This window comes from Deltaproteobacteria bacterium (assembly GCA_017302835.1).
GTDB lineage: Bacteria > Bdellovibrionota > Bdellovibrionia > Bdellovibrionales > Bdellovibrionaceae > UBA2316.
This window is the reverse complement of record JAFLCC010000011.1, coordinates 1-17,805: the sequence shown is the minus strand read 5'-3', so window position 1 is coordinate 17,805 and position 17,805 is coordinate 1. Positions and strand designations below refer to the sequence as shown.

Annotated in this window: 18 protein-coding genes; 12 read left to right on the top strand and 6 right to left on the bottom strand. The window is 38.0% G+C overall.

The annotated features are described in order from the left end of the window. The first annotated feature begins 9 nt into the window (after window positions 1–9). Window positions 10–657 (top strand): M23 family metallopeptidase, encoded by a 648-nt coding sequence (locus J0M15_12395; protein MBN8537845.1) that lies wholly within the window; start codon window positions 10–12, stop codon window positions 655–657. A 26-nt stretch (window positions 658–683) separates the two neighbouring features. On the opposite strand, the gene J0M15_12390 is transcribed toward J0M15_12395, so the two are convergent. Next, window positions 684–1,619, bottom strand: coding sequence for a hypothetical protein (locus tag J0M15_12390; protein MBN8537844.1), 936 nt, complete (start codon window positions 1,617–1,619; stop codon window positions 684–686). A gap of 133 nt (window positions 1,620–1,752) precedes the next feature. Then, window positions 1,753–2,400 (bottom strand): VTT domain-containing protein, encoded by a 648-nt coding sequence (locus J0M15_12385; protein ID MBN8537843.1) that lies wholly within the window; start codon window positions 2,398–2,400, stop codon window positions 1,753–1,755. Window positions 2,401–2,517: 117 nt separating this feature from the next. Here J0M15_12385 and J0M15_12380 point away from each other — a divergent pair, with 117 nt between their 5' ends. The 4 genes from J0M15_12380 (at window position 2,518) to J0M15_12365 (ending at window position 6,620) form a co-directional block, all read left to right on the top strand. After that, entirely contained in the window at window positions 2,518–3,648 is a 1,131-nt protein-coding gene (locus tag J0M15_12380; protein ID MBN8537842.1) for a patatin-like phospholipase family protein, read from the top strand. Window positions 3,649–3,777: 129 nt separating this feature from the next. Continuing rightward, a complete protein-coding gene (locus J0M15_12375) occupies window positions 3,778–5,205 on the top strand; it encodes a hypothetical protein (GenBank protein MBN8537841.1) in 1,428 nt (475 codons plus the stop codon). A gap of 14 nt (window positions 5,206–5,219) precedes the next feature. Next, window positions 5,220–5,909, top strand: coding sequence for a hypothetical protein (locus J0M15_12370; GenBank protein MBN8537840.1), 690 nt, complete (start codon window positions 5,220–5,222; stop codon window positions 5,907–5,909). A gap of 24 nt (window positions 5,910–5,933) precedes the next feature. Beyond that, window positions 5,934–6,620, top strand: a complete 687-nt coding sequence (locus J0M15_12365) for a PilZ domain-containing protein (protein MBN8537839.1) — start codon at window positions 5,934–5,936, stop codon at window positions 6,618–6,620. A gap of 39 nt (window positions 6,621–6,659) precedes the next feature. Here the strand turns inward: J0M15_12365 and J0M15_12360 are convergent, their stop codons facing one another. Then, window positions 6,660–7,514 (bottom strand): hypothetical protein, encoded by an 855-nt coding sequence (locus J0M15_12360; GenBank protein MBN8537838.1) that lies wholly within the window; start codon window positions 7,512–7,514, stop codon window positions 6,660–6,662. 58 nt (window positions 7,515–7,572) lie between these two features. Between J0M15_12360 and J0M15_12355 the strand changes: the two genes are divergently transcribed. From J0M15_12355 to J0M15_12340, 4 genes are all read left to right on the top strand, one after another. Further along, window positions 7,573–8,574, top strand: a complete 1,002-nt coding sequence (locus tag J0M15_12355) for a TIGR01212 family radical SAM protein (GenBank protein MBN8537837.1) — start codon at window positions 7,573–7,575, stop codon at window positions 8,572–8,574. Between the two features lie 359 nt (window positions 8,575–8,933). Beyond that, the gene (locus J0M15_12350; protein MBN8537836.1) at window positions 8,934–11,357 is read left to right on the top strand and encodes a ribonucleoside-diphosphate reductase subunit alpha; all 2,424 of its coding nucleotides are present in this window, start codon (window positions 8,934–8,936) and stop codon (window positions 11,355–11,357) included. 64 nt (window positions 11,358–11,421) lie between these two features. Beyond that, window positions 11,422–12,420 (top strand): ribonucleotide-diphosphate reductase subunit beta, encoded by a 999-nt coding sequence (locus tag J0M15_12345; GenBank protein MBN8537835.1) that lies wholly within the window; start codon window positions 11,422–11,424, stop codon window positions 12,418–12,420. Next, complete coding sequence (locus tag J0M15_12340; GenBank protein MBN8537834.1) at window positions 12,407–13,354, top strand: hypothetical protein; 948 nt, start codon at window positions 12,407–12,409, stop codon at window positions 13,352–13,354. Before J0M15_12345 ends, J0M15_12340 begins: the two co-directional genes overlap by 14 nt. A gap of 347 nt (window positions 13,355–13,701) precedes the next feature. Here the strand turns inward: J0M15_12340 and J0M15_12335 are convergent, their stop codons facing one another. Together J0M15_12335 and J0M15_12330 are read right to left on the bottom strand one after the other, a co-directional pair. After that, a complete protein-coding gene (locus tag J0M15_12335; protein MBN8537833.1) occupies window positions 13,702–14,139 on the bottom strand; it encodes a hypothetical protein in 438 nt (145 codons plus the stop codon). 133 nt (window positions 14,140–14,272) lie between these two features. Further along, entirely contained in the window at window positions 14,273–14,587 is a 315-nt protein-coding gene (locus tag J0M15_12330) for a winged helix-turn-helix transcriptional regulator (protein MBN8537832.1), read from the bottom strand. An 84-nt stretch (window positions 14,588–14,671) separates the two neighbouring features. Between J0M15_12330 and trxA the strand changes: the two genes are divergently transcribed. Genes trxA through J0M15_12315 form a run of 3 tightly spaced genes read left to right on the top strand, consistent with a single transcriptional unit; the run spans window position 14,672 to window position 15,951 of the window. Then, on the top strand, window positions 14,672–15,025 hold the full coding sequence (trxA, locus tag J0M15_12325; GenBank protein MBN8537831.1) for a thioredoxin: 354 nt from the start codon (window positions 14,672–14,674) through the stop codon (window positions 15,023–15,025). Between the two features lie 33 nt (window positions 15,026–15,058). Continuing rightward, window positions 15,059–15,448 (top strand): DUF302 domain-containing protein, encoded by a 390-nt coding sequence (locus J0M15_12320; GenBank protein ID MBN8537830.1) that lies wholly within the window; start codon window positions 15,059–15,061, stop codon window positions 15,446–15,448. After that, on the top strand, window positions 15,445–15,951 hold the full coding sequence (locus J0M15_12315) for a TlpA family protein disulfide reductase (GenBank protein ID MBN8537829.1): 507 nt from the start codon (window positions 15,445–15,447) through the stop codon (window positions 15,949–15,951). The genes J0M15_12320 and J0M15_12315 overlap by 4 nt, the downstream gene beginning before the upstream one ends. 141 nt (window positions 15,952–16,092) lie before the next feature. Here the strand turns inward: J0M15_12315 and J0M15_12310 are convergent, their stop codons facing one another. Continuing rightward, on the bottom strand, window positions 16,093–17,544 hold the full coding sequence (locus tag J0M15_12310) for a hypothetical protein (GenBank protein MBN8537828.1): 1,452 nt from the start codon (window positions 17,542–17,544) through the stop codon (window positions 16,093–16,095). Window positions 17,545–17,805 lie beyond the last annotated feature (261 nt).

The following is a 17,805-nucleotide window of genomic DNA, read 5'->3' as shown; positions in this document are numbered from 1 at the left end:
TACTTAAGAATGAATTTAAAATTAAATGCTATTAAAAAATTAAGCCTAGGAACCCTTTTGAGCAGTGCTGCATGGCTCACGGTCGTTTCGTGCTCAACAGCTCCAACTCCGATTTCAAGGGAGCTGGGACTGGTGACGACGGAGACGAGTCCTCCAAGCCCCCAAACTTCTCTCATTAACCAAGAACTTAAAAGAGAGCCGCAATCCGTTGTTAAATATCGTTATTTTGACTGGCCAGTAGATGAAGCTCGGCTCACTCGAGGGTACAGTTCAGATCCTGTCCCCCACCCAAAGAAAAGAAAGAATCGATCCCACTGGGGAATCGATTTAGCTGCCCAAAAAGGAACTCCTATATACTCTAGCCATCAAGGCCATGTCGTCTATGCAGGAAAAGACTTTAAAGGTTATGGGAAAATGGTTCTTCTTGAGGGTGAGAATGGTTGGGCAACTATCTATGCCCACTTAGATAAAATCACAGTTAAAGAGGGACAAAAGTTAAGACAGGGAGATTTGCTGGGTCTCATGGGAAAAACAGGTCGGGTTACAGGTGTCCATTTGCATTTTGAAATCAGACAACACAAAGAAGCCTACGACCCACTCCTGTTTCTTCCTAATGGCGAAAAGGTTTTAGAACAACTTTCCGCCAAGAATGAGTGAACGATCGTTTTAAATCATTAACACAATTAGAAAAAATTGATATTAGCAGATAAGGCCACATTCGTTAAATCACTTTTAATATCTCTCCAAACCCACTGAACATTTGGATACAAATAAATATCTCTCGTTACGGCGACACCCAAGCCCATGGATTGAGTCGCCTCATCCCATCGATAAGTCGTATTAGCATCTCTGGTCGTATAGAATGAGATACCACGATAAACCGTTCTAAATGAATATTTATCATTGAAGGCATACTCAGCAAAGGGGTAGAACCCTAAATAGGTGTGCAGGGCGTCCTCATTTATGGCACTAAATGTGGAATAAATCTCATAATCAATGGAAGCTACTAATCCCGCTTGCCACTTTGAATCGGAAAGATTGGCCAGCAAGGTGTGCGCCGCGCTCAGACTATAAGTTCGATCTGCTTTTTTAGAAGACTCTGAAGTATAACTTGTAAATCCCACTGAGGATACATTTTGCAAACCTTTTAGTCTAAAAGCCTTCCCATAGGTAATATAGGGATTATCCACTTGACCCCTTTGGCCTTCATATCCAGGAGTCAGAAGGGATAAGCCAGAGCCTATGTTTATCGAATCTGAATCGTTGACTCGGTATTTTCCAGAAATAGATCCTGTAATTTTAACTGTATCAGGCAGAGCTCCTGGGGATAAATCTGGTCGTACTTTATCAAAAGGTTTATTTAAAGAGCCACCGGTATAGGCCATTTCTGTTTGAATCGAAATTTTTGACTTCGACCCTGTTGAGGCACGGAGCCTAGCATTGGTGATATCTTCATCAATATCCTTTCCTTCTTGAGGTTTTACTCCTAAGTCGCTAGATTTTATCGTGCTTTGCGAAGATGAAGAAGCTGTTGATTCTTGCGCTTGCGCCGGCAGGCACATCGCTGCTGCAACCATTAAAAGACCCATCCGTAGATTCATTTTATTTATAGAACTCACATTACCCCCATGTGTTTGATTAATCAAATAGCCAATTTTTTTGGTTTACTCGATTTTTTGGTTTACTCGACAATCATCCATGAGCTTTCACAAAAGATAAAGAGAAAAATAAAGACCAGCTCTTTTTTTCAAATCAAATTTTCTGTTTTGATTTGAATCGTACCTTAAGAGTCGCGATAATTATTGGCAAAAAGGATAGGGCAATCACAGCTAAAATAACATAATGAAATCTAGATTTAATCGCAGGAATATTTCCAAAATAGAATCCAGCTCCTAAAAAAAGAGACATCCATAAAAAAGAACCTAAAAAACTCAACACAACATATTTTTTGAAATCCATCTTGGCTATGCCTGCCACAAAGGGGGCAAAGGTTCGTAGGATGGGCAAAAATCTTGCGAAAACAACTGTTCTCGCTCCGTAGATTTGATAAAAAACTTGTGTTCTCGTAAGATGTTGAGGGTTAAATATTAAGGATTTTGTTTGATTAAAAACTTTGGGTCCTACCCATTTACCTATTTGATAATTAACATTATCACCAAGGAAGGCAGCAGATATCAGTAAAAGCCAAAGAGGTAAAATTTGGATTCCAGATCCAGGGAGCGATGCCAAGGCTCCCGCTGCAAACAGCAAGCTGTCTCCTGGCAAAAACGGAGTGACAATTAATCCTGTTTCACAAAAAATAATTAGGAACAATATTCCATACATCCACGCTCCATAAAGCTGAGATAAAGTGACCAAGTGAACATCGAGGTGTAAAAATAGATCTATAAGTTGTTCCATGGGAAACACTCCTAACATATTTTGATCTGGAAGCAACCAGGTTTTTTAGACGATGGACTTCAGGACTATTGATTTAATTATTTGCTTTCAAAAAAACTCTGTTTAACAATATTAACTATGAGTCAAATTGCTCTAATTCTATCCGGAGGCGGAGCCAGGGGATCTTATCAAGCTGGCGTCGTCCAAGGCATTCATGAGGTCCTTAAGGCAGAGAAAATACCGATGAAAATCGATCAATTTTCTGGAGTCAGCGCCGGAGCCATCAATGCTAGCTTTCTTGCGGCTGAATGGCAAGATCCCGAAAATGCTGTTAAAAAACTAGTGGACCTTTGGTCGCAAATTAGAAGCGAAGATGTTTATAATACCGGCGCCGTTTCTTTAGGAAAAATTGGTTTACAATGGATGGGTGAACTTTCTTTTGGTGGACTTACTGGATCCAGCACTCCAGGAAGGGCCTTGCTCGACACAGATCCCTTAAAAGAGTTTCTGCATAAAAAATTAAACGTTGCGAACATCAAAAAAAATCTAGATGCAGCCCTTTTTTCTTCATTGATTATTACGGCTGTTGACTACTCGGATTCAACAGCCGTTTCTTTTATTCAATCCTCAAAACCTTACAAGAGTTGGCAAAAGCAACGACGGGTTTCTGAATCTGCAGAAATCACCCATGACCATGTGCTTTGTTCGAGCGCAATTCCCTTGCTGTTTCCTCCACGACCCGTAGGACGACGCTATTTTGGCGATGGCTGCGTGAGAAATTCTCACCCCTGCGGTCCAAGTATTTATTTAGGAGCTGAAAAAATTGTCGTTATTGGAGTTAAGAGTAAATCTTATAGCAGCTATAATCAAGAATTGCATTCTTTAAAAACTCCTCCTTCCGTAGCCAGAGTGATCAATGTCTTACTCAATGCCGTATTGTTAGACAACGTTGAACATGATGTTGAGAGGATGGAAAGAATGAATCAAATCGTATCTCAAGTTAGTTTTGATAAACCCATTCCTTATAAAAAAATGGATTATGTTTTTATTTCTCCTTCTAAAGATATTGGCGTTATTGCCTCAAGACATTCAAAAAAAGTTTCACGACTTATTCGCTATCTTATTAAGGGCCTTGGCAGTTTGGATGAAGCCAATGAGTTACTCAGTTATTTGTTGTTTGAATCCACCTTTTGTTCCGAATTGATTGAGCTGGGGTTTCAAGATGCCTTTGATAACAAAGACTCACTTATAAAACTTTTTTCTACTTAACATAAGCGATGGCCCCAACTAACGCGCGAAGAAATTTTTTTCAAATTTTAATCTTGAATTTTTAAACTGAACTGATCTATCGTTTTAGTCATTACAATGCAGTCAATGGATGACGGCGAAGGGATTTCTGTGAAAGTTTCGAAAGTTTCTCAGGCTTTTGTTAAATGGATTTTATCATCGAGTCTACCATCAATAATGTTTTTGTTATTTTTATCATCGACCTCTCAGGCTCAAGTTCTCCCTTATTTAGACAAGCAGTTTCCTTGTCTCAATCAAGACCAAGCAAACAAATATAAACAAGACTTCAATGTTGATTTAAAAACCTTTGGAGGACCGGAGCTATGCAATCCCCAAGTTGATTTCAAAAAATTAACAAATGATTTAGGCATTATTGAATACGGTCAATTTATACCTGGGCCCTCTCAGGGTTTAATTGGCCAATTTGTTGATTCATCAAAATACTATCTTTGGATGAGGGCTCAAACCAGGGGAATGGAACGAGGCAATGATATCCCTACAGCCACCGCCTACAACCGCGGAGGTTATTTTACCATGCAAGATGGCTGGACTCGCCTTTCTACCTTGGGCAGGGTTGGCACCGTTATTCATGAAGCCCGACACACGGAAGGCTACCGGCACGTGCCATGTACCTACGGTCCCTATGCTGGAGTCCGAATGGATGGTTGCGATAAAGATCTGAGCTATGGAGGAAGTCACGCTGTCGAAATGGAATATTATGCTCGGGTCAGCATCTATGGCAAAAATTTTCACCCTGTGTACAGAACAATGGCTCGACTCATGGCCATGGCTAGAAGTAACTTTGTTTTTAACTCGTCACCATTACAAAAACGAGAAGGCTTACTGGTTCAAACAGATGCTGGCAATTTTTGGCTGCTCGATGGGAACAAATGGATCTTGAGATCACCCATCACCCCTCAAGCTCTAGGTCGAAACCTGTTTCGAGATAACGCTTCGATACCTGGCCTTTTAAAGAGAACTTCTTTTGGCGCCACTTTATTTAATGGTTTAAATGCCTTCGCAATTGATCTTTACGAAAGGTATGAGCCTTCAAACGCCCTCACTGATACCTATTCTTATTTTAAAATTCTTTTAGATTTGAAAACTAATTTAAGAGACTATGAAGAATTTGATTTAGGAATCAAAAGACATTTGGTTCAAGTTTCTTTACAAAATCAAACCTCTTCTTTTAATTTTGGCCAAGGAAAATGGAATGCGCCGAAAGCTCTTTCTTTTCAACCAAGCCTGTCCTCGACGACCTTACCTTCTGGGGAAACAGGATATTTCTTAGTAGACAACCAGGGAAATATTTATTCCTACAATACAAATAAAGATGAAATGAATTTAAGCAATCACAAATGGGATCCCCAAGCTTTAAATTATGTTAAAGTAAATTCGCAAGTTTTTTCTGTTTCTAGGGGAAATAAGTTATTTTATTTAAAAAATAGCACCTGGTCTGAAGTTCAAGTTCCGCAGAACCAAAAAGCGGTTCAAATAGCTTCTGTTCCTTTATACAATATTTTTGCAGTGAAAGAATAAAGAGCCCGCTTGGAATGACTTATAAAAAAGGATTTGTCTTATTTAAAAGTAAATTTTTTTGGTTAGCACTGATGGCTGTACTTATTTTTATGGCAGATGGCTTAATCAAAAAAGGATCTCATAAAAAGACCCCTGATGATTCAGGTGATTCAAATCGGGGCCCCTCTCACGTTAGCGCCCCGACGACTTCCAACCTTCCTCCTACGCCCGTCTCAGTGATGACTAAAACAGATCCAATTAAGAATGAAGAACCAGTAGCTTATCTAAATTCAGAACCAGATCAAGAAGATGAAAAGCTTTCCCTAAGAGCACATGGTTTAAAATTATCAGAGAAAAAAAAGCTTAAGGAAAATGCTTTAGATACGGCCCTCCCTCAAGATTTAAGATTTGAATCCATTTTCTTATTATCAAAATCGCCAACTGCAACTAAAGAGTTAGAACAGGTTCTTCTAACCCCTATTCCTAACTCTTTAAAAGAAAGACTCCTCGATTTTGAAAATGTTCTTAGAGCCCAGGCCATAGAGGGAATTCAAAATTCACCAGATAAAATCGCCTCGCAGAAACTAATAAATAAAATACTCGAAAAAACAGATAATATTTTTTTGCTTGAACGACTTAAGACTGCCAAAGCTTATTTAAAAAATGAAGGAAACTCTCTAGAGGTCCAGGATAAAAAACATTTGGAAAAAACACTAGGCAATTAGATATTTTTAAGCGATTTTGATAACATGAACAAATGGTTTGTCCAAAAAGACAATATAATTTCTGGTCCTTTTGATCAAACTCAAATTGAGCAATACCTTTTAAAAAATTTGGAAAAAACTCTTCTTATTTGGGGGAAAGGGATGACGGAATGGCTCAGTCCAACGGAATGGAATCATTACCTGACTTCGAATAAAAACAAAATAGAAACAGCGCCAAAAGACCCCGTTTGGAAATTCAAAAATGACGGCAAAGAGTCTGAACCTCTTTCTTTTAATGAGTTAATTAAAGCCCTCAAAGCTTTAGATACATTTGAAAATGCTGCCGTTAAAAATGAATCCCTGTCAAAATGGGAAAGTGTTTTTTCGGTCACTGCGATAGCTGATGCATTAGGTGTCACCAGAAGAAACACTCCACGGGTCCCTATCCTCGGTTTTCTTATAGGAGAAAGGGTTGACGACCATTCTCCGGTTCATTCTAAAGTCGTCACTATTTCCGAGGGGGGCTGCGGTGTTGCGGACGACTCTTCTTTAAGACCAGGAGTTTCTCTTAAAGGAGTTCTACAAAGTCCTAATTTATCAACAGATATCCACATCCAAGCTGATGTGGTTTATGTGGGTCCAGATGGATACACAGGGCTTAAATTTTCTTCAATTTCACCTGAATTCAAAAGTCAAATTATTGAGTATATCAATAAATTTAAAGAATCCTAAACTCCTGACCAGAAGTTACCCCAAGGCCTGAACCGCTGGTCACTCCCTAAAGGCTAAGGTTGAGTTTCTTTTCCCTTTAAATCCGGGTCTTTTCAAAAAAATAAAATTTTCCCTTTGCAAAAATCTTTTGAGCTCTCCTCTGCAAGCGTAAGTTGAAAAAACACATGGAGCACCCCTATGGCTGCTTAACAGTGGCTCGAGAAAATCATTTGACCACAAATGGGGAGTTGTTTTCACCGAAAAGGCGTCAAAAATAAATAAATTAAATTTTTGAGCAAGTTGTTTTACATTCATCAATTCGCCTTGCTGACGCCAAATGCCTTGCAGTTTCCAATTCAATAACTTTGATTTAATTTGATCCAAAAGGCCGCTCTCATTTTCGGGGTATGTCTTATGATTTAATTCGAGGATCTTATTTAGAATTAAATCATAAATAGGGGTCATAGGGGTTTCCTCGCTCCTGGTGAGCCATTTATTAAACTCATTATAAAAAAATGAATCTATCTCAAAACTGACTAAACTCGTTTGACGATCTTCAAACTTGTTCTTAATTGCCCAGAGCGCGACTAACAGCTCGTTGTAACCTAATCCAAATCCAAGGGACATGATATTTAGTTTTTCTGAATTTATCTGGTCTTTTGAATTCATGAGGGTTTTTTTCTTCAAAAAATCTTCTGAGTGGCTCTTTAACTCGGATATTTCAAAAAGGGGCCTTTCGTTACTGTATAGAAAATCGAGAGCCGTCTGATAGATGTAGAGAGATTCTCCGGCGGCTCCGCCAAAGTGATGCATGCTTTCTCCTTGTCCAAGCCTTAAAGTGGGAGATCCATCCTCAGTCAATTCAAAGGTGTAACCATTTAGCTCTAAGTAGGTTTGTATTTTTTCAACATCCATCGGAAAATATATTTGTTGATGTTGACTCTAAAGGCAAGTCCCATCATAAGTTGACTCTATGGAAAAAGGTTGGAACGGATTACCCTACAAATCAATATCCGAACATTACCAAGAAAAATTTAATACTAAAGTTTACAAAATCCCTGTAGCGATCGTGGATGATTGCCCCAACCGTATGGGTCTTAAGGGAATGGAAACTTGTGCATTTTGTGATGTCTGGGGTTCTGCCGCAAGGTCCGAAGCCTTTAGTTTAAGTCTAAAAACTCAGATTGAAAAATATAAACTTCATATCCAAAAAAAATTTAAAGCTAAGAAATTCTTAGTCTACTTTCAAGCCTACACCAATACTTTCGCAAAAATTTCTGATCTTGAAAAAAATTTTAACCTAGCCCTTGAGACGGAAGATGTTGTTGGCTTTGTTATAGGAACGAGGCCTGATTGTATTTCCCCAGCTGTATTAAAGCTCTGGGAAAAATACAATCAATCCTCTTCTGTTTTTGTTGAGTTGGGAGTTCAAAGTTTTTTTAACGAAGACTTACTCTTTATGAAACGGGGTCATTCGGCGGAATCCTCTTTAGAGGCCATCAAAAAAATTTCTGATAATACCTCTGTAGATTTAGGCATCCATTTAATTTTTGGAAATCCGAATGAAACATTGGAACAAATCGACGAAACAGCTTTGATTGTCAATTCTCTACCTGTGAGCAATGTGAAACTTCACCACTTACATGTTTTAAAAAATACGACCTTAGAAAAAATTTACAACTTAGGTGAGTTTTCTCCCATTTCTTTAGAGGCTTACTCAGAAAAAGTGGCTCGGTTTTTAACAAATCTGCGACCCGGGATTTCCCTACATCGCCTCAGCGCTTTTGCCTCTCGCTGGGAGGAGCTTGTCGCGCCTTCTTGGACCGCTGATAAAATGGGAACACATCAAGCTATCATCGATTTTCTAAGAAATAATTCTTATTATCAAAGTAAGAACTATGAACCTAAAAATATTGAAGAAAAAAAACTTCAAGCGATTTTAAAACAAAAATCCTGCCCTTCCGTCGTATTTTAGCTAGACCTTTGTCAAAAGAAATTATCTTTCTGCATAATTGATATTCAGCATTAGCAAAAAAATAAAAAATTAAATGAAATAGTTTTGACATTACGAAGGGAGCTTGCAACCCTTATTTATAAGCAACTGGTAGACATTAAAATTAAAACATATCACTAGGCGTAGTAAATCTAGTGCGAGGTTTAAACTTTTAGACTGTATCTAGTGGGTAGATGTTTTATCGTTTTTAGAGTTTTTAAAATAAAAAACAATAAAAAAATAACATCTAAAGTCCAAACTAGACTTTAGATGTAAGAAAGTTACATACTGAAAAACTCAAAATTTAAATACTTTCCCAAAAAGGATTGAAAAGGAAATATATGAACCTAAATCAACAAAACCTAAGTCATGATAGCTTACGTTTTAATTTAACCAATGAAGACTCGCTCAAGCCACACGTCATGCGAGTCAAAAAAAGAGATGGCTCATTGGAGCCCGTGGACGTTACTAAAATCGTAGAGCGAGTCACTCGTTTGTGCCAGGGACTTGCTTCTGTAGATCCTTTAAGAGTTGCCACCAAGGCTATCAGTGGTCTTTATGATGGAGCCAGCACCAAAGAGTTAGATAATCTATGTATTTCAACGGCCTCCTTGCTTATTGGAGAAGAACCGGAGTATTCACGACTGGCCTCGCGATTGTTAGCGACTTACATTGATGAAGAAGTCCGTTCGCAAAAAATAAAAACTTTTGCAGACTGTGTTACCTTTGGGTATCAAAATGGGATTTTAAATGAGCCTCTTTATCAATTTGTTAATACACACAAAGCCTCCCTTTCCGCAGCTATTGAACCATTTAGAACGGATCGTTTTGAATATTTTGGTTTAAGAACTGTTTATGATCGTTACTTATTAAAAAACCCTCAAACACGCCAAGTTTTTGAAACTCCTCAATACTTTTTTATGAGAGTGGCCTGCGGTTTAGCTCAAGGAATAGAGGAGGCCATTGAGTTTTACCGTCTTATCTCTTCACTTGAATACATGGCATCGACCCCTACCCTTTTTAATAGCGGAACTCTCAGACCGCAAATGAGCTCTTGTTACCTTTTAGATTCTCCAGAGGACGACTTAAAATCCATCTATCAAAAGTATATGGATATTGCGCTCCTTTCTAAGTTTGCTGGCGGTATTGGCGTCGCTTATCACCGCGTTCGTTCTCGTGGAAGTTTGATTAAAGGCACCAACGGTCATTCCAATGGAATCATACCTTGGATTAAAACCATGGATAGCTCGGTGGCGGCCGTCAATCAGGGAGGTAAACGAAAAGGTGCTGCCTGTGTTTATTTAGAATCATGGCATGCGGATATCGAAGAGTTCCTTGAACTACGAGATAACACGGGCGATGAGGCTAAACGAGCCCATAATATCAACTTGGCAAACTGGGTTCCAGATCTTTTTATGAACCGAGTTGAGTCTGATCAATTATGGTCTTTATTTGATCCCAACAAGGTCCCTCAACTCGTAGATCTTTATGGAGCCGACTTTGAAAAAATCTATCTTGAGGCGGAAGAGAAGAAATTATTTTCAAAGCAAATCAAAGCCAGAGAATTGTATTCACGCATGATGAAAACCCTCGCGCAAACTGGCAATGGGTGGATGACTTTTAAAGATGCCTGTAATTTAAAATCCAATCAAACGGGGCTTCCACAAAACGTGATCCATTTATCAAATCTTTGCACCGAAATTTTAGAAGTCACTTCAAATAATGAAACAGCCGTTTGTAATTTAGGTTCCGTTAATTTAGGGCGACATGTGGTTAACGGATCTTTTGACTTCGAAAAACTAGCACGCACCGTAAGAACGGCTGTTAAGTACCTCGATAGGGTCATCGATATTAATTTTTATCCTATTGATTCTGCTGAGGCTTCAAACCATAAATGGAGACCTGTAGGCCTCGGAGTCATGGGTCTGCAAGATGTATTCTTCCAACTACGACTTGCTTATGATTCGGAAGAAGCCAAAAACTTATCTACCCAGATTCAGGAAGTTATCTATTACAACGCCCTTGTCACCAGCTCAGATTTAGCAGAAAAATTTGGACCTCACCAAAATTTTTCTGAGACCCGAGCGGCCCAAGGAGTTTTACAATTTGATCTTTGGGGAGTTAAGCCCAGCCTTGGAACCAAATGGGATCAGCTAAAGGAAAAAATTAAAAAAACCGGACTCAGAAACTCCTTGGTCATTGCCATTGCGCCCACCGCGACAATCGCTTCCATTGTAGGCTGTTACGAAGCTATTGAGCCGCAAATTTCTAATTTATTTAAGCGCGAAACCCTTAGTGGTGAGTTTTTACAAATAAATAAATACCTTGTGAGTGAGCTCAAAGACCTAGGGCTTTGGGATGAAGATTTGAGAAGCGAAATCAAGCTCGCCGAAGGATCTATTCAAGATATTGTTGCCATCCCTCCCGGCATTAAACAAATTTACAGAACTGTTTGGGAACTGCCGATGAAATCGCTTATTGATATGGCCGCAGCGAGAGGGGCTTACATTGATCAAAGTCAGAGTTTAAATCTGTTCATTGAAAGCCCCACCATTGGAAAGCTTTCAAGCATGTACATGTACACTTGGAAACAGGGAATCAAAACCACTTACTATTTACGATCTCGTCCAGCAACTTCAATTTCAAAAACCACAGTTAAGAAATCGGCAATGATAACAGAAGAACGCGAACGATCACCAGCTACAGACAGTGAAGTCATTGCCTGCAGTTTAGATAACCCTGAATCCTGTGAAGCTTGTCAGTAAAAAGTTTTTAAGAAAAAAAGACTTTTCAGAAACGCTCTCAGTAAAAGAACAATAAGGAGAATTTATGATTTTAGATCCTGGATTTGATTTAACCCTAAGACCGATGAAATACCCCTTGTTCTATGATATGTATAAAAATGCTATCAAGAACACGTGGACCGTCGATGAAATTGATTTTTCCACTGACCTAGTGGATTTAAATTCAAAACTCACCCCCAGCGAAAAGCACTTGATCAATCGATTGGTGGCTTTTTTTGCAACAGGAGATTCCATTGTTGGTAATAATTTAGTTTTAAATCTTTACAAGCACATTAACTCTCCCGAAGCTAGGCTGTACTTATCAAGACAACTTTACGAAGAAGCCCTGCACGTGCAGTTTTATCTCACTCTTCTTGATAATTATATCCCCGACCATGCTGAAAGAGAAAAAGCTTTTGCCGCTGTTCATAACATCCCCTCGATTCATAAAAAAGCTCAATTTTGTTTTAAATGGATGGATTCCATCAATCAATTAGATACGATTAAAACCAAAGAAGACCGGCGTAAATTTATTATGAATTTAGCTTGTTTTTCTTCTTGTATCGAAGGTTTATTTTTCTTTGCCGCCTTTGCTTACGTTTATTTCTTACGATCCAAGGGGCTACTCGCAGGACTTGCTTCTGGAACTAACTGGGTTTTCAGAGACGAAAGCATGCACATCCAATTTGCAAATGAAGTTATTGCTACGGCTCGCAAAGAAGACCCTAGCCTTTTCAATGAACAAATGAACGAAATGATCATTCAAATGATTGAGGAGGCTATTGAGTGCGAAATGACTTTCGCCGAAGATATCTTAGCGAATGGAATCGCAGGTCTATCTTTAAAGGACATGAGGCAATACTTAGAATTTGTTGCAGACCAAAGGCTTGAAGCCTTGCATATCCCACCGCGATTTCATACCAAAAACCCATTCCCCTTCATGGAATTGCAAGACATGCAGGAGCTAGCCAATTTTTTTGAAAGAAGAGTTTCTGCTTACCAAATTGGAGTTTCTGGTCAAGTCGCTTTCGATGAGCACTTTTAATCAAAATAAATTCAAAGAAGGCATCCTTTGGTGTCTTTTTTTTCTAGCTACCTTTTTTGTGGGCTACTATCATGGTAGCTCTCCGGAAACTCAACTTAGTTATCATTACATTCCAGTTAAAACTATAGATCTCTTGACCTTTGATGCGCAGTCTCTTTCTAGGGGGTTTATTGACTATATCGAAAAGGAAACCCACTCGAAAATAAATATTGTCCAGAAAAACAATTACGAACTTTATCGAACGGAATTGATTATAAACAAAAATATTGCCATTGCTTTAGTTCCTGAAAATTTTGTCCAACCTTTTCAAAAAGACAATAGAATTAAAAATTTAGAACTTTTAAAAACTGAAATTGAAAAACAAAATCACTTCGATTTTATGCCACAAGTCCTTGACGGAAAAATATATTCTCTTCCTATTTTGTGGTTTATCAATGTCTTTAAAAATCTTAATCCCAAAAATACCAAACCAAAGACCTTCGAAATAATTGGTGATGTTCAACTGATTAATATAAAAAAGTTCCACCCCAAGTGGAACTTTAATGAAAAAGCTAAAATAATTTTCCGCCAGATTTCAGAATTGAGTGACCAAAATACAAGCTCAAGTGACTTCGCTGAAATGACCCTGCAACAAGCTGAAATCAATCAGATAAACTATCAACTAGACCCTGATTGGAGCACCCTTAAAGTTTATTCTTTTGTCATTCCAAACAATACGCCAGATAAGGAATTATCTTTTAGGTTTTTACAAATGATACTAAATGACCCAAAAGCTAAAAGGCTTTTCTACAATCCAAACTATGGGTTTACATGGAAAAGCCTAAATGGAATTGACTTTAATATATTTAACTCACCAGAGTCCTTAAGAAATATTAATTTAAATAATTTTAATCCAAGTTACACGTCTTTTAACGAAAAACTTTGGAAGAACTAGTGTCAAGTCGCAGGAATTACGGATGACGTCACCAGATTTGCATTTATAATTTAAACATCTCAATATAGAACGTCGATTCTTCCACTTGCTCTTGCCATTTTTTGAACTTAAATTCTGTGATGAATTCTACTCGATCTTAAAACTAATATATCTATAAACACCTGGCCCCGCCATTGCATTCTTATAAAAGCAGATGCTGCAAATAAGTCTTTCCCCCAAGACGGCAGGATCTACCCCCAAAAAACCTCGTTTTCCCCCAAACGAGGTTTTTTCTTTTTATCTTTCATAGGTTCAAGAAAACCTCTTTATAAGATTCATTATTCCCAGAAGTTCAAATCTTCTCTACTCTATACACCAAAATTAGCATTTTCGCATTCGCTTGTGCCTACATAATCTTTATTGCTATTGGGTAAATAAAGATATCCGCTAACACAGGCATAACCATTGCCTAATTTTGCTTTGTTACAGTCTGAGTTTCCAACATAATCTTTGTTGCCGTCTGGTTTATGAAGGTAACCACTGACACAGGCATAATCTCCACCCAAATTGCTCGACTCGCAGTCACTAGTTCCGACATAAGATTTACTACCATCAGGCATATAAAGATATCCGCTGACACAAGCGAAATTTCCCTTGATCGTAGCTCGCTTACAGTCTGAAGTTCCGACATATTCTTTGCTAGTGTCTGGTTTATATAAATAACCATTAACACAAACGTAACCGGCTCTTGCATTTGCAATAAATGAAACAGTTAATAATGTAAATACGAGTGAAATAAGCTTCATAAAATCCCCCTTGGATGCATTTTGATACCAGAGATTCTCAAAATGCGATAATTATGCCAAGTAAAAATGGTCGCAAATAAGGCGCCGGCACAGTTAGTATGCATCTGAGAAAATGTGTACTTATTTAATATTGCTAACAGCCTGAAGATCCATACTCGTTTTGTATTGCCTTCATCAAGTTGGCTATCCTTTTATCGCCAATGGAGTAAACTTGAAACTTTCCATTTCTTTCTGATTTAAGCAATCTATCATATTTCATCCTTATTAAAAATTGGGACATCTGTGATTGTGAAAGTTCAGTGCATAAAATCAGATCACTTACCGTTTTTGGTCCATTTAATAAATGCCCTAAAATAAGAAGTCTTTGAGGGTGCGACAAAACTTTCAATATTGAGCAAACCTCTGAACAAGAGCTCTTAATTTTATCAATAGATACCTTTTGATTCAATTTGATCCTCAATTTTGCCAAAAATTTAATGCCCTCTTGACATATTACGATATTATAATATATTAATATAAAAGGAAGGTCAATATGGAAGTATTAAACATTGAAACATTTAAATCTAAAGTTTACGATTTTGAAAAGCACAAGGAATGGAACTATTCTGGGGAACTTCCTGCCATTGTCGATTTTTATGCCGATTGGTGTGGCCCCTGCCGCGCCCTCAGTCCTGTACTTGAAGAAATTTCTGAGGATTACAAAGGAAAAGTTAATGTTTTCAAGGTCAACACTGAAGAAACTCCGGAACTTGCGGCCCTCTTTGGGGTTCGTGGAATTCCTGCCTTACTTTTTATTCCTAAAACGGGGGAACCTGCCATGTCCTCCGGCTTCACGCCAAAAGAAAATCTACAAAAAGCAATCTTTGAATTATTTGGAATTAAATAATCTTTCAGAAAAAATTTACCTAAAAGGATGACTATGAATGAATTAGCTTACAAAAAAACAGTTACCACTGAAGTCGAAGTGACTATTAATAAACTTAGTGGCTTACTCAAGGAAATTGGTTTTGGAATTTTGACAAGAATTGATTTTGATCAAAAAATCAAAGAAAAACTGAACCAAAATTTAAATAAAACAGTTATTCTTGGAGTTTGCCATCCAGAACTAGCCTATGAAGCCTACAAACAAAATAGCGACGTAGCACTTTTAATACCCTGTAATATAGTCTTTACACAAAAAAATGCTAATGAATGCATAGTTGAGTTCACCAAACCAAGTCAGATGATCAATTTTCTGCCTAATGTAAATATAAATGATATTCTTACGAAAGTAGAAGTTGATATATTAGCCATGTTAAAAAAACTATGAAAATTAATTTTAATAACCTTATAAATACATTATCCATTTTACTACTGTTTTTTCTATTACTTAAAAAAGTACCAGATATTTATCAAAATTATAAAATTGAAGGATCAGAAGCTCCTGCCTTAGACTTTTTGAGCCTTGATGGTAAGGCTCAAAAATTAACTAACAATAAACCTCTAGTTTTGATATTCTGGGCTACTTGGTGTGGCCCCTGTCGAGTTGAATTGGCACGCATTAATTCTTTTATTAAGTCTAATCCCAACTTGAAAGAACATTTCTTGGCGATATCTAGCTTGGAAGATGATAATTTAGTCACAAAAACCATTGCAGAAAGAAATTATATCATCCCTGCTGGTTTAGACCCAAAAGGTGATCTTACAAGTAAGTTTAATATATCTGGAACACCCACAATTTTATTTATATCAAAAGAAAATAAAATCCATTGGAAAGGTGCAGGCTTAAGTCCAACTCTAGATCTACGACTTAAAAACTTCCTTACAAAATAATATTTCTTTTATAACCTCACCCTATGTCTAAGGATCTTATATTTCTTGATTGCAACCTTCAAGCTCTGCAGGGTCTTTAATAAAAGCGGCCACGTCCTGCCCAGCGGCTCGTAAATCAATCGTTTTTGACTGGGACAGGATTTATGGCTTTCGCGTCCATAGCCAAGCATCGTTCATAATTGATCGAGTGTAGAATCCACCGTGACTGAGCGGTAAAATATGATTTCTATCTGGTAGTGCAGGAAGATTTGCTGTTACTGTCATCTGTCCATTTTGATCAATTCTTATTACCGGAAATCTTGGGTTTTCTTTGTGTATTGTATTTACAAGGACTTGTCCGTCGGCTAAAACTTCTAACGTTTGGATATTACCTTCCACATTTTCTGGGAAGATTTTTTCTGTCGCCATAAGAGATAACTCAGTCCAGCTTTGGTTCCATTTCCATGTTTTCAAAATACCGGGCTCTTCTGCTGTCACTACTATTCCATTTTTAAGAATTTTCATTCCAACAAGCCTTACCTTAGGACCACCTCGGAGGAAATTATTTTGCGTATCATCCGGATATTCGGCCACATCAAAGTCTTTCGCAGGTTTATATGTGCCGTCAGATTGGCGGATCCAATGTTGGATCATTGTAAATGATCTTAGGGATCCTGCTTTGTATGTGTGATCATGGTCTATTTCATAGCCGATTAATAGATCACCATTAGGTAATAATTCAGTTTGTGACGTGCGTGGAAATGATGTGTTCGGTTTCGGATTATTAGGTGCGTATTTATAAACGTCGCTAAATGCAGCAGCGCTGATGCCGTTGGATCTGTCATGGATAGAAAACGTACCAAAATCTTTCTGCGTAATTAAAATGCGCTGATCAGGTAACGGCAGCAAATCAATCCCGCCACGGTATTTTTCTAATGGCACATGCTGAAATGCTTTTGAATCCAGATTATTAAGATCAATAAAGGTCATTCTATGTTTAGATTCTTTATAGTAGTTCAGAACGACCACTGTGTCCGAGGATACAAGTTTGGGATCGTTATTTCTAGCATCAATGTAGCCGTGTGTAGTTCGAGTATCTTCGTAGGTTATTTTTCCATCGCTGCCTACAACGGGTTTAAATTTTACGATCTCGGGGCCACCACCACGATGATAAGCCGAGAGAGCTAGGATTTCGCCGTTAGGTAGTTCAATTTGAGAATCTCCCAATCCAGAACTTTTGGGAATCGATACGTATTCAAACTCACCCAGATTCAATGGGCTAATTGAAACAATTGGTGTAACCGGCGTCGGTTTATTTTTTCTTTGAGAAGGCGGGTTTGACTCAGTTACGGTTATCACTGGCTTTGTGCCTAGAGCGCGTTTTAATTTTCTTATGAAATCAGGATCACGGCGTTTTTGTTCGGCAATGATCCTAGAAAAACGAGGAGACACAATCAACCGAGTCGCCGCAGCGTTAGATCCATTGGCCTCGGCAAGGATCATCGCGGCAATTTCATTGACGGCATAGATCGATACACATTCGTTAGCCACAGCTGAAAACTGCAAACCCAAAATAAGGGAGATACAAATGGTATGCAGCTGATAAGATGTCATAATACCTCAATGGAATGGGTCCATTAAAACGTCAGCATTTCTCGTACCATATATAAACGAATACAAAGCACCTTGTACAATTTAATTGAATTTAAATAAGACACCCATTAAAAAATGGCAGCCTTGATGATCTTCGGGAACTTTCTAAAATTAGTGGGAAATATGTGGAAAACTAGGTTTAGATAATTTCAACTTTTACTTAAAGTAAGACTTTAAGTTTTAACAGGTCCAGATTTCAATTTAATTCCAAAGTATAAACAA